The sequence below is a fragment of the Peptoniphilus asaccharolyticus DSM 20463 genome, assembly GCF_900176115.1.
Lineage (GTDB): Bacteria > Bacillota > Clostridia > Tissierellales > Peptoniphilaceae > Peptoniphilus > Peptoniphilus asaccharolyticus.
Map to the genome: position 1 here is coordinate 211,092 of NZ_FWWR01000011.1, position 15,504 is coordinate 226,595.

Below are 15,504 nucleotides of genomic sequence, written 5' to 3' on the forward strand. Positions count from 1 at the left end.
AATATTTGTAGGAAAAATTTAGGAATTGTATTTGTAACATTACAAATGTTTTCAGTACATTAAAAGTCATAGGAGGATAATTATGAGTGAATTTATGAGACCAATTTCGTTTAAACATCTTATTGAGTGGAGTTTAGAAGAATTTAAAAATCAAGAGACAATCTTCGGAGTACACAAAGACAAATTTTATAGAAATACAAGCGGAAACTATTTAAAAACAGTTTTTGGAGATGAAATAGCAAGTGCTGTAGGTCCTGCTGCAGGCCCACATTCGCAATTAGCACAAAATATAATAGCTTCATACTTAACAGGTTCAAGATTTATAGAAGTAAAGACTGTTCAAGTTATGGACGGAGAACAAATCCAACAAGCTATAGGCAGACCTTGTATATGGGCAGAAGATGAATGCTACAACTGTGAATGGTCAACAGAATTAACAGTTCAAGAAGCGTTTAACGAATATACTAAAGCTTATTTTGCAATTCAAGTATTAGCTAAAGAACTTGGAATCGCAGACAAAAAAGACTTTATGTATAACATGTCTGTAGGATATGACCTTGAAGGTATCAAATCTGAAAAAATAGACAACTACATAGAAGGATTAAAGAATGCTTCTGAAACTGCAATCTTCAAAGAATGTAAAGAATATTTAAAAGAAAATATTGGACAATTTAAAGCATTTACAACAGAAGATGTTGAAAATATATCTCCTGAACTTTGTCATTCAATAACACTTTCAACTCTACACGGATGCCCAGCTGCTGAAATAGAAAGCATTGCCAACTATCTATTAACTGAAAAGAAATTAAACACATTCATTAAATGTAATCCAACACTTTTAGGATATGAGTTTGCAAGAAACACATTAGATGAAATGGGATTTGACTACATTGCATTTACAGATTTCCACTTCAAAGACGATCTTCAATATGCTGATGCAATTGAAATGTTTAAGAGATTACAAAAACTTGCAAAATCAGAAGAAAAAGCATTTGGTTTAAAACTTACAAATACATTCCCAGTTGATGTAAAGAGAAATGAACTTCCATCAGAAGAAATGTATATGTCAGGTCGTTCACTATATCCATTGACTGTAAGCTTGGCTGCAAAATTATCTAAAGAGTTTGATGGCAAATTACCAATGTCTTACTCAGGTGGAGCTGATGCTCTAAACATTAGAGATTTATTAAAGACAGGTGTTCAACCTATCACAATGGCTACTACAATTTTAAAACCAGGTGGATACCCAAGATTTAAACAAATTGCAGAAGTTTCAGAAGACCTTTTAGCTAAAGAATATAAAGATATCGACGTAGACTATATCGTAAGATATGCAAAAGAAGTGCTTGAAGATCCACAAAACAACAAGCTATACAGAGAAAAAGTTAAATCAAGAAAGACTGAATCTGAACTTCCTTTAGTAGACTGTTTTAAAGCTCCATGTAAAGATGGTGGATGTCCAATCAACCAACAAATACCAGAGTATTTAAAATTAGTTTCAGAAGAAAGATATGACGAAGCTATGAAGGTTATAGCTAATGACAATACAGCGCCTACAATTTTAGGTACAATTTGTGCGCATCACTGCCAAACTCACTGTACAAGAGTTGACTATGAAAAATCACTTCAAATCAAAGATATGAAGCTTATAGCAGCTGATAATGCTCAAGATAAATTTATAGAGACTATAGAAAAAGCTGATATTAAATCAGATAAGAAAGTAGCTGTAATCGGAGCGGGCCCTGTTGGTATAGCAGCAGCGTCATACTTGAGAAGAAATGGTGTGGATGTAGTTGTATTTGAAAAACTTTCAAAACCTTATGGTATTGTAAGCCACATCATACCAGAATTCAGAATTTCAGATGAAATGATAGAAAGAGACTTCAAGATTGCAAAAGCTCAAGGTGTTGAATTTAGATTTAATACAGAAGTTACTCAAAGCTATGAAGAACTTAAGAAAGAATATGACTATGTTATCGTGGCAACAGGAGCATGGGAAAAAGGTTCTTCACCAGTAAAAGAGGGAACAGAAAACATCACTGACGCTCTTGATTTCCTATGGAAGATGAGAATGGAAGATGGATTCGATTTAGGTAATAAGGTTGCAGTTGTAGGAGCGGGAGACGTTGCTATGGACTGTGTAAGACTTGCTCATAAACAAGGCGTTGAAGCTGTGTTAGTATACAGAAGAACAGAAGCTTACATGCCAGCAACTCAAGAAGAAGTTGAAGAAGTTAAAGAAAGCGGAATTCAAATTATGGAATTAACTGCGCCTGTAAAATATGATGGCAAAACTTTAACTTGTGAAAAGATGAAGCTTGGAGAGTTTGACGCATCCGGAAGAAAAGCAGTAGTTGGAACTGGAGAGTTCGTAGAATTAGAATTCGATACTGTAATCGGAGCTACAGGAGCAAAAGTAGACCTTGCACCATTTAAAGAAAATGGAGTAAATATGGATGATAGAGGAAGAATGAAACTACTTCCAACTCTTGAGTCAAATATTGAAAATGTATATATAATAGGAGACTGTAAAGAAGGTCCTTCAACAATAGTAAAAGGTATGGGAGATGCTAAGACAGTAGCTCTTGATATCCTTAAAAAAGAAGGTTTAGATAATGACTTCGAAAGATTTATCGTACCTGAAAAAGATAAGGTAGTATACGAAAAGAGAGGTATACTTGAAAATATTCTTGAAGGAAATAAAGAAGGTAACCGTTGCTTGAAGTGTGACCAAATCTGTGAAGTTTGTACAGAAGTATGTCCTAACAGAGCTAATGTTGCAATAAACTTAGAAGGATATGAAAACAAACACCAAATCGTACACGTAGATGGTATGTGTAATGAATGTGGAAACTGTGCTGTATTCTGTCCACACGCTGGAAAACCATACAAAGATAAGATAACTTTATTCTGGACTAGAGAAGACTTCGAAGATTCAACAAATGTAGGTTTCTTAAGAACAGGAGAAAATACTTTCTTAGTAAGAGCTGAAAATGGAAATATAATAGAACACGAATTAGGAGATGGCAAGATTTCTGACAACTTAGAAAACTTCATCAAAGGTCTTTTAAAAGAATACGGATATTATGTCGAGCCAACAGTTTATTAATCAGAGATTAGTAAACAGGTTCTATTTAAAAAGGAGTGAAGACAATGATAATAGGTAATGGTAAATTAATTACTAATGACGCTGAAAATAATTTTTATGACAACGGAGCAGTTTTAGTAAGAGGAAACATCATTGAAGAAGTTGGAAATTTTGAAGATTTAAAAGCAGCTTACCCAGAAGAAGAAATAGTAGATGTACAAGGCAATGTAATAATGCCGGGTATGATATGTGCTCACTCACATATCTATAGTGCATACGCAAGAGGGATGGGAGTAAGCAAGCCAACAGTTGATTTCTTTACAGTACTTGAAAATCTATGGTGGGCACTTGATAAAAAACTTACTTTAGAAGATGTTAAGTTAAATGCTTACACAACATATATCGAGTCAATTAGAAATGGTGTTACAACACTTATAGACCACCATGCAGGTCCTAATTCAGTTACAGGTTCACTATTCACAATAGCTGAAGCTGCAAAAGAACTTGGAATTAGAACTTCACTATGCTATGAAGTTTCAGACAGAGACGGAAAAGAAATAGCCCTAAAGGGAATTAAAGAAAATGTAGACTTTATCAAAGCTTGTCAAAAAGACAATAATGGCGACATGATAAAAGGTCTTTTCGGTATGCATGCTTCATTTACAATTTCAGATGATACACTTTACAAGGCAAGAGAAGCTATGGAAGGTGTTTACGATGGATACCATATCCACGTTGCTGAAGGTATTGAAGATGAATACGACTCACTTAAAAAACATGGCAAGAGAGTTGTAGAAAGACTACACGACTTTGATATACTTGGTGAAAGAACACTTGCAGTTCACTGCGTGCATGCAAACCCAAGAGAAATTGACATTATAAAAGCTACAAACACAAATGTAGTACACAACCCAGAATCAAACATGAACAATGCAGTAGGATGTCCTCCTGTAAAATATATGTTAGACAAGGGAATAGTTGTGGGACTTGGAACAGATGCATACACAAACGATATGTTTGAATCTATGAAAGTTGCAAACATACTACAAGCTCACCACCTATGCGATCCAACAGTAGGATTTATGGAAACAATCAATATGCAATTCAAGAACAATCCAATAATCCTATCTAAATATTTCAACAAGCCATTGGGAGTTATAGAAAAAGGAGCATATGCAGACTTAATAACATTAAAATATGATCCATTAACTCCACTAAATGCAAATTCTTGGTATGGACATTCACTATTTGGATTCAATGGTGGAATAGTACAAGATAACATGATAAATGGTAAATTCGTAATGAGAGGCAGAGAAATCTTAAATGTAGACACTGCTGAAATCATGGCGAAATCAAGAGAAAGAGCCGCTAAAATTTGGCCACAAATGTAATCTAAATAGAAATAGCTGTAAGATACACTTACAGCTATTTTTGTGTTAAAAAATATTTTTTATAATGGAAGTTTTAAAGACTTGCTTTACAACGGATTTAATTTCAGTTTTAGATACAGGCCCGAAAGCTCGTGAATCTTCGCTGACATTTCTATTGTCACCCATTACAAAGAATTCATCAGGTTTTAAAGTCAGTTCTAAATAATTATTTTCCAATTCATAAGATTTATTTACATAAGGTTCTTCTATTAACAAGTCATTTATAAATGTTTTAGTGCCTTCTATTTTTATTTTGTCACCCGGAATACCTACAACTCTTTTGATGTATAGCTTTCCAGAACCATCTGGAGCATTTAGTATGACAATGTCTCCTCTGTTTATTTCATTGAATAAATAGCCTTGAACTGCAGCTAATGTAATGTCAGATTCTTTTAAAGTAGGCTCCATGCTTGCCCCTTTTACTATTGAAAAATTAAAGAGAGTAAACTTAATCAAGGTGATAACTGCAAATAAAATTAAGTATTTTATAACAGTCTTTTGAGAAATGATTTTTTCTTTTGATTTATCCATAGACACCTCCGAAGTTAAAATTTATTTTTAATCTTTAAAAGATAATATCTCATATTATTTAATTTATCAAATTTACAAATAAGATAGGAAAAGAATTAAAAAAATAAAATCATGTTAATGTATCAGCAACTTTTAATTAAGAAATTTAATTAGTATAATGTGACTAATAGAGAGAACGCTCGTGTAGATATTTGAAATTAAAAGGAAGATAGATTTGAAGAGTATATTGATTGTAGAAGATGATAAAAATTTAAATAAAGGGCTCATGTTGGCGTTAAAAGATAACTATAGGACTTTTACTGCAGACTCAATACAAGGTGCTTTGGAGCACGTGAGCAAGAGTGACTTGATTATATTAGATATGAATTTGCCTGATGGAGACGGACTGGATTTAATAGAGCAAGTTAGAAAGCATAATGACCAACCCATCATAGTGCTCTCAGCGAGAAATATGGAGATGGATATAGTAACAGCTATTCAAATGGGAGCTGATGATTATATTACAAAGCCATTTTCTCTAGGAATTTTACTTGCAAAGATAGAAAGGATTTTGGAGAGGATTGATTTAAAGAGAAACAACCAATTTACTTTTGGTGAGATGAAATTTGATTTTAACAGAGGCGAGTATACAGTAAAAACTGAGCGAGTTCATTTGACCATTACAGAAGAAAAAATTCTATATTATCTAATTCAAGCTAGGGGAGACATAGTCACAAGAGAAATGTTGTTGGACAAGATATGGTCTACAAATGAAAGTTTTATAGATGAGAATACATTGAGTGTGAATGTAAATAGGCTTAGAAAAAAATTAGAACCAGAAAATCCTATAGAGACAGTTTATGGAGTTGGTTATAAATGGAAATATTAATAGCGATATTATTCGGACTTTCAATTTATTTGTTTAAAACTAATTTGGATATGAGAAAAGAGCTTAAAAGTTTTTTGCAAACTCTAAATAATGCAATTGATGGTAAAGAGATATGCACAGAATATGATGAGAGAGAAATTTCAAAATTAAAAAGCCTGTTAATAAAATTTATAAATTCAAACCAAGTTAGAGAGCAAAAAGTAAATATAGAAAAAGAAAAGACTAAGGCTCTAATTTCAGATATATCGCACCAACTAAAAACTCCACTTGCTAATTTGCAGTTGTATTTAGAATTGTTGGAGAAGAATTATAGTGAAGAATATATCGAGGTATTAAAGTCGGAAATACATAAGCTGAATTTTCTAATAGGCAGCTTAGTCGAAAGTTCGAGGCTTGAAACGGATATGATAAAGCTTAGAAGAGAAAATGTCTATTTAGATGAGTTGGTCAAGGAAGTTTTAAAAGAGTTGGAGCAAAATATATTGGAAAAAGATATAGAGGTGAATTTGGAAGAAGAATCTATGGCTGTGGAATTGGATAGGAGATGGACCAAAGAAGCCATACATAATTTGTTGGAGAATTCCATTAAATATTCTCCCAATGGTGGCAGAATAGCTATAAGGCTCTTTAAATCACATATATTTTATAATTTGGACATAACTAATGACTCGGAAAATTTAAATGATATGGAGAAGACTCAAATATTTCAAAGGTTTTATAGAGGGCATAACTCAAGACGTAAAGACGGACTTGGATTGGGTCTGTTTATAACCAAAGAAATTATTGAAAAGCAAAATGGAATTTTAAGTGTGGAGTCAAAAGATTATAAGACAACTTTTCGTGTGGATTTCCCTGTGTAAATTGGGGGAATCTTTTTTTAATTCTTACAAAATTGTTAGAATTGGTGTGGGTAAGTTGTAAGATTGATTTGTTACTATGTTGTTGGGAGGGATTATATGCTTACAGCAAAGAATTTAAAAAAATATTATCAACAAAAGAATATAACTATAAAAGCATTGGACGATGTCAGCATAGAGGTAAACAGAGGGGAGTTTGTAGCTATAGTAGGCACTTCAGGGAGCGGAAAGACTACTCTTTTGAATTTATTAGGTGGGTTGGATTATCCAACCGATGGAAAAGTTTTTATAGATGATGTGGATTTATACAATATGAAAGATGATGAGAGGACAATTTTTCGCAGAAGAAATATAGGTTTTATTTTCCAAAATTATAATTTGCTTCCAATGATGAATGTCTATGAAAATATAGTGTTGCCGGTGGGGTTAGACGGAGAGAAGATTTCCAAAAAGTCGGTCGAAGAAATAGTTGGTGTATTGGAAATTTCTGACCAGTTGTATAAGATGCCAAATGAATTGTCGGGTGGCCAGCAACAAAGAGTTGCAATAGCTAGGTCTTTGGTTGCCAAGCCAGCTATAATTTTAGCTGATGAGCCAACGGGGAATTTAGATTCCAAATCTTCATCACAAGTTTTAAGACTACTTAAGAAAGTTAATTTAGAATTCGGAAACACTATACTAATGATTACTCATAATGACGAAATTGCGCAAGGAGCGAGTAGAGTTTTGAGAATTGAAGACGGAAGATTGGTGGAATAAATGAATGTTAGTAATAATTCATACATACACAAAGTCTCAAAAAATATAATTAAGAACAACAAAGGTCGAACCAAGATTACAATTTTGGCAATTATGTTGACTTGTATTTTATTTACAACACTGTTTTTAGTGGTGTTTGGAATAGAAAAGAGCATGGAATTCCAAACCATGAAGAGCATAGGCACTATAAGTCATGGGGCTTTTAAAGATGTTACAGATGAAGATATAGAAATTCTTTCAAAAGACAAGGAAATTATAAGTTTTTCAAAGAGAACTATGGTTGGCATCATGCAAAAAAACAAAATTTATGCTGAAGTGTCATATCAAGATGAACAGGGGATGGAGTGGTCTATATTTGAAAATGTAAAGGGGAGGTATCCGCAAAATATAGATGAAGTATTTGTAGATACTCAAACTCTCAAAGCTTTGGGATATAGTGGAGAGCTTGGAGAGGAAATTCAAATTGATTTTGATATAATTAAAAAATCTACGAGTGAAATTTTGGGGCACAAAAAAGCAACTTTTAGGGTTGTTGGAACGTATACTCAGCCAATAGATAGTAATGTTCAGATAGGGCAAGTATATGTGTCCAAGGACTATGTAGAGAGTGTAGATTTGCCGGATAGGAACAACGAAATGGGTGTTAATTTTTCAAACTCATGGAGAATCAAAGATAAACTGACGAGAGTTGCAAATAGAAATGGATATGAAGTAATAGAAAATTTAGAGGACAATACACATGGAAATACCATTAGAATTGGGGTGAACTTTGCATATTTTTCTAACAATTCAAATTTTGACTTTTTAGAATTAGTAGTGCCGACAGTAGTTTTGATTTTGGTGGTTATGTTAGCGGGATATCTATTGATAAGTAATATTTTTATGATAGGCATAATCCAAGATATACAGGTATATGGATTGTTGAAAACTGTTGGGATGACTAGTAGACAGATTAGAAAAGTTGTAAACAAACAAGGCATATATCTATCTGTTCCGGCAATAGTCGTGGGAAATTTTGTTGGTATAAATTTGGGTTCTAAACTACTTGAAAAAGTTTTGTCATCAAATGAAATGCTTGCAAATATAAAAATAGGTTCAAGGCTAATGCTTTTTATAGTGGTGCTATCAGCGATATTTTCTCTAATAACAGTCTTTATATCTTGCTTAAAGCCGGTTAGGGCAGTTTCTAAAATCTCACCGATAGATTCGGTTAAATTTCAAGAAAAGTTTGAGATAAAGAAAGTTAAGAGTAATAAATTTTCAATTGCAAAGCTTGCAATGAGACAGGTTTTTTCTAAGAAAATAAGGTTTGCATCAATTATACTATCGATTTCACTATCGGCTGTGATTTTGAACAGTGTGTTCTTGTATACTAAGAGCATAGATATGGAAAAGGGAGTTTCGGATGTCATTAGGACTGATTACAACGTTGCAAATCCTAGGTATTTTAGATATATGTACCTTGGCTCCGAAGAAAGCTTGAATAGAGAGTATATTGAAAAAATTAAAAGTGAAAGCTCATTTAAAGAGGGAGGAGCAATTTATTCTTACGGTAGTGGATTTGATTATCCTAAATTAAAGATAGACGGAGTAAAGTGTAATCCAATAATATTTGGAATGGATGATTACATTTTGAATAAGCAAAGCCTAATCGATGGAGAGTTGAACCAAACTAAATGGGATACGGGAAAGTATGCCTATGTTGGCGAAGATGAACAAACGGCGTATAAGTCAAAGATAAACGTAGGAGATAGATTACTAATAAATTTTGATGGTAAAGAAATAGAAGTTGAAGTGCTTGGAAAGATAAGACACGATTTTTCAAATGGATTGAGATATAGAAAAGTGGTGTTTGAAAGTGGAAACTACCAAAATAGTGGCGGAGAGAAAGAACTAAACGAAGAATATATCTATCTAAGCTCAAATGTGTATACAGAGCTGTTTGGAAGTTCTGAAATAATGTCTTATGGATTTGATGTTGAGAATTCTGAGCAAGACAAAATGAATAGCTTGTTAAATGAATTGGAATTGAATTCTGATTTTCAATACGATTCAAGACAGAGACAGATAGATTCATTAGTCAAGTTCAAAGACATGATTGAGTTTGCCGGATATTCTATAGCTAGTATTTTATTTATAATAGGAGTCTTAAACTTTATAAATATAATTTCAACTGATATCGTTATGAACAAATCTAACTTGGCAGTTTTTGAAGCACTTGGCATGACTAAAAAGCAAAGTCAGTATTATTTGGTAGTTAAGAGTTTGATGTATTCCTTAAACGGATTTATATTATCTATTGTATTAAAAGTGGTGCTGGATAAATTTATTTTAGAGAAACTTATAAACTCTGCTACATGGACGACATATAGATTTGGTTTAAAGCCAATACTATATATAAACACAGCAAATATTTTAATAGGAATTGCATTTACAATTTTATTTTATAATTTGCAGAGAAAAAATAGTTTAATAGAAAGAATAAATAGAAGTTAGTACAAAAGCTCTCCTATATGGTAGTATTAGTTAAAAGGAATTGACTACTATATAGGAGGATTTTATGTATAAGAATAAAAATACAATAGCTTTAATTTTAGTGGTAATTTCAATTTTATATTATATGAATAATGGAAATCCTATTGCAATGTATAAAAATAAAAAGTTTGTAGAAGACTATGTAGAAAAAGAATATAAAGGCGAAATGTATGTCAGAAAAATATTTTACAACAAACCTGGAGCATATACAGCTGGAATACAATCTAAGAAGAAAGAAAGTCTATATTTTTTAATAGAGATAGACGATGAAAAAAATAATATACGATGAATATAAAGAAAAAAAGTTTAATAAGATTCCTGAATTAGAGTATGAATATAGAAATTTAGTAGGAATTGAAAACAGATCGATTTTTGAAGGGCCTAAAATAATTATGTTTTTTAGAAATAAAGGGCCAAATCAGCTTATATCTTTAGATGGTGAAAAGTTTGAACTTGAAAAAGATAGAGAATATGATGTTAAAAAATTGGGTAGAAAATATGGAGTAGTTGTATACTATGCAGAAGTTGATGAATTAAATGCACAAGCTTTTTCGACTAGGTTATTATCTGTAAAAGACAGATTTGAAAAGGCGGGAGTTGAATTTAGTTCTATAAACATGGATATTATGGGAGAAGAAGACGGTAAGTCTAAATGGTATAGACTTGAGAATTTTAGATATGAAGATATCTATAGAGATGGTTTAGATGAGCGAGTTGAAAAAGCATTTATTAGTATAGGAGAGTTGAATGATGAAAGACCAGATTTTAGTAGTTTGTTACCCAAAATGTAGCACTTGTAAGAAAGCGGAGAAGTTCTTAAAAGAGACAAATAGAGAATACACTTACAGAGATATAAAAGAAGAAAATCCAAGTTTGGAAGAGTTGAAAAAATGGCATGAAATGAGTGGACTGCCACTAAAGAAATTTTTTAATACATCAGGACAATTGTATCGTTCAATGGAATTAAAAGATAAATTAAAAGATATGTCGGAAGATGAACAATATAAATTATTGTCAACTGATGGTATGTTGGTTAAGAGACCGATTTTAGTTAAGGGGTCTAAAGTGTTAGTTGGGTTTAAAGAAGAAGAGTGGAAAGAAATATAATTAAAGTTTAAAGGGCGTTTACACGTCCTTTATTTTTGTAGATAATTTATCATAACAAGTGCAACATAAATAAACTCATAGCTAATCAGCTGTGTTAATATGTAAGTGACCAAACAAAACATATTAAAAGGAGTGATTAACTATGAGCTATAACCATCTTACCATAGAAGAAAGATCTTGTATTTACCAATTTTTAAATTTAGGAATGAGTATAAGGAAAATTGCACAAGCACTTAAAAGGTCACCTAGTACAATATCTAGAGAAATTAAAAGAAATTCATCTAAGATAAAAGTTAGTAGGGGAAGTTACACTAAGTACTTTCCGATAAAGGCAAATGATAAATATATTGATAGAAGAAAAGACTGCCATAGAAAAAGTAAATTTTCTAAAGATGTTATTGATTATTTAACTGTAAAGATTAACGAACATTGGTCCCCTGAACAAATATCAAATAGAAACACAAATGAGATTCATGAATTACCATCTACATCAACGATATATAGAATGATACACGCCAAAAAGCTGCCAAAAACTAGTATGAAAAATTTGAGAAGAAAAGCTAAATTTAAAAGGCCAGCAGAAAAAAGAGGAAAATTCAATGATAAAGGTAGAACAATTAAGAAAAGACCTAAAGAGATATACAGAAGGCAAGAATTAGGCCACTGGGAAGCAGATACAGTGGAATCAGGCAGATTAGATCATAAAAGGAAAAGTAGATGTTGTTTCGTAACTTTAGCAGAAAGAAAATCTAGATATTATATAGCAATCCTAGTTGAAAATAGAAAGTCGGAAAGCGTAACACCAGCAATAATAAATGCATTAAAAGATTATCCAAAAGAATTAGTAAAAACAATAACCTTTGATAGAGGTAAAGAATTTTCAGAATTTGAGAAAATAGAAAAAGAATTAGGATGCAAAACTTATTTTTGTGATCCCTATTGTGCATGGCAAAAAGGTACAAATGAAAATAGTAACGGACTTTTGAGGGAGTTTTATCCTAAGGGTATGGATTTATCAGAAGTGAATATTGATGAATTAAATTATAACTTAAGTTTAATGAATAATAGACCTAGAAAATGTATAAAATATAAAACACCTAAAGAAGAACTTTTTGGTCTCTTACCATAGGTGTTGCATTTGATTTGACAATTCGTCTGTATAAAAATCGATAATTATTGAGAATAATTATAATTTTTGAATGTTGACATCTAATCAATAAGTGATAAAATATAATCAAAATTAATTAATACAATAATAACTTCTCGAAATAAGAGGTGAATTGAGAAGGTATAAGATAAATAGGTAATGGTTGTATTAATTATGAAAACGATTTTAAAATATAGGAAAGGAGTATTCAGGATATGATGAAAGAACTACAAGTTAAAGTTGGAGATGTATATGATTTAACAGAAGAAGGCATTATTGCTATTGAAAGGTTTAAAAATGACTACAATGAAATAAGTAAACCTATATCATCAAAAGATAGAGATTGGCATACTAAAGATATATCCAATCTTTGGATAGGTATGATAGTATCAATAGCAGTTTATCAAGTAGCAAGTGGTCTTCTTGTTTCTGGAATGTCTTGGGTACAGGCATTAGTTACAATTGTTCTAGGACATACTATTGTAATGGGAGTTGCAATAGCACTAGGGCATTTTGGAACTAAATATGGGATGAATTATCCAATGTTAAGCAAATTAGTGTTTGGAACAAAAGGAATGATATTCCCATCAATAATAAGAGGCATATTGGGAATTTTTTGGTTTGGAGTACAAGCATGGATAGGGGGTCAAGCCGTACATATTATAATTAATACTATTTATCCATCATGGCAAGATTTAGGATTTACTTCACAATTTATATCATTTATTATTTTTTGGATCATAAATGTATATATAGCAGCATCTGGAAGTAAGGCAGTAAAAGTTTTAGAAGGAATTTCAGCACCTATATTATTAGTATTAAGTTTAATTGTTATTATATGGGGATTGAATACAGCAAACTGGAGTTTGGACACATTATTAAATGTTGAAGTACTAAAAGCAAAAGGAGATATTAGTTTTTGGAGTTTATTCTGGCCTGCACTTTCTGCTATGATTGCTTTTGATGGAGGAATTGCTCTTTCTATGCCAGATTTTACAAGACACTGTGTTAATCAAAGGGCACAAAGTATTGGTCAAATTATAAGTGCTCCTATTATGACAGGGTATATATCTTTTGTAGGAATATGTGGCACCGCAGGAGGGTTTCTAGCTTTTGGAAAAGAAATATGGGAACCAGCAATATTAGTTGGGAATTTTGATAGCGTTTTAATAAGAATTATTTTTTCTGTATTTATAATAATGGCTGTCTTAACAACTAATGTCGCAGGTAACTTAATACCTCCAGTAAATATTATTGCTACTTTTATAAAAGGAAAGATTGAATATAAGTATGTTGCAATTTTAACAGCAGCATTGGCTTTGCTTGCAAGACCATGGGATAGTTTGTCTAGTGCATATAATTTGATATTTAATGTAACTCAATTATTAGGAGCTTTATTAGGACCTATTTCGGGAATATATTTAGTAGCATATTTATTTGAACATAAGACAGAGATAGATATGGTTGATGCATATAGAATTGATGGAGGTAAATATTATTATAGTAAAGGATGGAATATTCCAGTAATAATATTATTTGTTATCTTTACGACAATTATATTTGTTAGTAGAAACATACCACAGTTGAATTTTATATTTAATAATGCATATGTTTATGGACTAACAGTAACAGGAATAGTTTATTATTTATATGTTAAACTTATTAATAATAGGAGGTAGAAGACATGAAAAAGCTTTTAAAAAATGGAACAATCGTAACGGGAGAAGAGATTATACAGGCCGATTTACTTATTGAAGATGAAAAGATAATTGGCATAGGAAAGTATGATGAAGCTGATGAAGTGTATGATGTAACGGGAATGTATGTAATGCCTGGTGGAATTGATCCACACACTCACATGGAGCTTCAACAATCTCCTCAATATAGATCAGCGGATGATTTCTATACTGGTACAGTTGCAGCAGCAGTTGGTGGAACAACAACTATATTAGATCATATTGCTTTTGGACCTGAGGGAGCGAATTTACACTACTCTATCGACATATATAGAGAACTTGCGAAGAAATCAGTTGTGGATTATGGATTCCATGGAGTTATTCAACATGTGGATAATGATATTTTAAAAGAGTTAGATGGAATTGTTAGAAATGAAGGGATAACATCATTTAAAGCTTATTCAACTTATGGATACGCAATGACTGATATTGATTTTTACAGGATTCTAAAGCAAATGAAAACTTCTGGGGGCTTGTTAACTATACACTGTGAAAATGACTTAATAACAAGATACTTAATTGACGAGGCAATGAAAGCTGGAAAAACTGATGTGAAATATTTTCCATCCACAAGACCTAATGAAGCTGAGGCGGAATCTGTTGACACATTGTTGAATTTAGCGAAACTTGTGGATGTACCTGTTTATATTGTGCATACTTCTGCGGCGGAATCTGTTGATAGGATAAAATTGTCTAAGGAAATGGGAGATGAAGTTTATTCAGAAACTTGCACTCAATATTTGATGTTGACGGATGAAGTGTATTCAAAAAATGGAGCTAAAGAGGGTGTAAAGTACTTAATGCAACCGCCTCTTAGAAAGAAACGTGACCAAGAGGTATTGTGGAACGGATTAAAAGATGGCGACGTGGTAACTGTTGGAACTGACCACTGTCCGTTCATATATGAAACTGAAAAGTCAAAGGGAATAGAGAATTTTACCAATGCACCTGGAGGAGCACCTGGAGTAGAGGAAAGAATAAAAATTTTATTTTCTGAAGGCGTCTTAAAGGACAGATTTGATTTAAATACTTTTGTAAAAGTTGTGAGCACAAATTCAGCAAAGATATTTGGAATGTATCCTGAAAAGGGAAGTTTGGATTTAAATACAGATGCAGATATTATGGTAATTGATCCGAATAGGAGCGAAAAGATAAGCGTGGCAACTCAACATTCTGTTTGTGATTATAATGCTTATGAGGGATTGGAAGTAAACTGCGGAATTCATTTAGTATTTTCAAGGGGAAAGCTTGTAGCTAAGGATGGTGAATTCAAAGGTGAAAAGGGATACGGAAAATTTATCCATAGAAAAAATAGAGATAACTAAAGTAAAAGAGAAGTCGGTTTACGCCGACTTTTTTCTATGTGTAAATTAAATTTGGGCAAAAAAAGGCTCTATAATATCTGTTGGGGAGTAAATCCCTAACAGATATTTTTATGCAGACGAA

The 15,504-nt window shown here is 32.1% G+C and carries 13 protein-coding genes; 12 read left to right on the forward strand and 1 reads right to left on the reverse strand.

Annotated elements, in window-relative coordinates; all coding sequences use genetic code 11:
- Positions 1-82: 82 nt before the first annotated feature.
- Positions 83-3,109, forward strand: coding sequence for a putative selenate reductase subunit YgfK (gene ygfK, locus B8869_RS08785; RefSeq protein WP_084231259.1), 3,027 nt, complete (start codon positions 83-85; stop codon positions 3,107-3,109).
- A 44-nt stretch (positions 3,110-3,153) separates the two neighbouring features.
- The gene (gene ssnA, locus B8869_RS08790) at positions 3,154-4,479 is read left to right on the forward strand and encodes a putative aminohydrolase SsnA (protein WP_084231260.1); all 1,326 of its coding nucleotides are present in this window, start codon (positions 3,154-3,156) and stop codon (positions 4,477-4,479) included.
- Positions 4,480-4,524: 45 nt separating this feature from the next.
- Here ssnA and lepB read toward each other — a convergent pair whose 3' ends face one another.
- A complete protein-coding gene (gene lepB / locus B8869_RS08795; protein WP_084231261.1) occupies positions 4,525-5,049 on the reverse strand; it encodes a signal peptidase I in 525 nt (174 codons plus the stop codon).
- A 214-nt stretch (positions 5,050-5,263) separates the two neighbouring features.
- On the opposite strand from lepB, the gene B8869_RS08800 reads away from it, so the two are divergent.
- From B8869_RS08800 to hydA, 10 genes are all read left to right on the forward strand, one after another.
- Complete coding sequence (locus B8869_RS08800) at positions 5,264-5,917, forward strand: response regulator transcription factor (RefSeq protein ID WP_084231262.1); 654 nt, start codon at positions 5,264-5,266, stop codon at positions 5,915-5,917.
- Positions 5,905-6,777, forward strand: coding sequence for a sensor histidine kinase (locus B8869_RS08805; protein ID WP_084231263.1), 873 nt, complete (start codon positions 5,905-5,907; stop codon positions 6,775-6,777). Before B8869_RS08800 ends, B8869_RS08805 begins: the two co-directional genes overlap by 13 nt.
- Positions 6,778-6,873: 96 nt before the next feature.
- Positions 6,874-7,533, forward strand: coding sequence for an ABC transporter ATP-binding protein (locus B8869_RS08810; protein WP_084231264.1), 660 nt, complete (start codon positions 6,874-6,876; stop codon positions 7,531-7,533).
- The gene (locus B8869_RS08815; protein ID WP_084231265.1) at positions 7,534-10,029 is read left to right on the forward strand and encodes an ABC transporter permease; all 2,496 of its coding nucleotides are present in this window, start codon (positions 7,534-7,536) and stop codon (positions 10,027-10,029) included.
- A 64-nt stretch (positions 10,030-10,093) separates the two neighbouring features.
- A complete protein-coding gene (locus B8869_RS08820) occupies positions 10,094-10,357 on the forward strand; it encodes a YfjL-like protein (protein WP_084231266.1) in 264 nt (87 codons plus the stop codon).
- Positions 10,335-10,859: a hypothetical protein gene (locus B8869_RS08825; protein WP_084231267.1), complete on the forward strand. Its 525-nt coding sequence runs from the start codon at positions 10,335-10,337 to the stop codon at positions 10,857-10,859. Before B8869_RS08820 ends, B8869_RS08825 begins: the two co-directional genes overlap by 23 nt.
- Positions 10,816-11,175 carry an arsenate reductase family protein gene (locus B8869_RS08830; protein ID WP_234989822.1) on the forward strand — a complete coding sequence of 120 codons (360 nt, stop codon included), beginning with the start codon at positions 10,816-10,818 and terminating at the stop codon, positions 11,173-11,175. Before B8869_RS08825 ends, B8869_RS08830 begins: the two co-directional genes overlap by 44 nt.
- 142 nt (positions 11,176-11,317) lie before the next feature.
- On the forward strand, positions 11,318-12,304 hold the full coding sequence (locus B8869_RS08835) for an IS30 family transposase (protein WP_084229742.1): 987 nt from the start codon (positions 11,318-11,320) through the stop codon (positions 12,302-12,304).
- A gap of 233 nt (positions 12,305-12,537) precedes the next feature.
- Positions 12,538-14,001 carry an NCS1 family nucleobase:cation symporter-1 gene (locus tag B8869_RS08840; RefSeq protein ID WP_084231268.1) on the forward strand — a complete coding sequence of 488 codons (1,464 nt, stop codon included), beginning with the start codon at positions 12,538-12,540 and terminating at the stop codon, positions 13,999-14,001.
- A gap of 5 nt (positions 14,002-14,006) precedes the next feature.
- Complete coding sequence (gene hydA, locus B8869_RS08845; RefSeq protein WP_084231269.1) at positions 14,007-15,383, forward strand: dihydropyrimidinase; 1,377 nt, start codon at positions 14,007-14,009, stop codon at positions 15,381-15,383.
- The last annotated feature ends 121 nt before the right edge of the window (positions 15,384-15,504 follow it).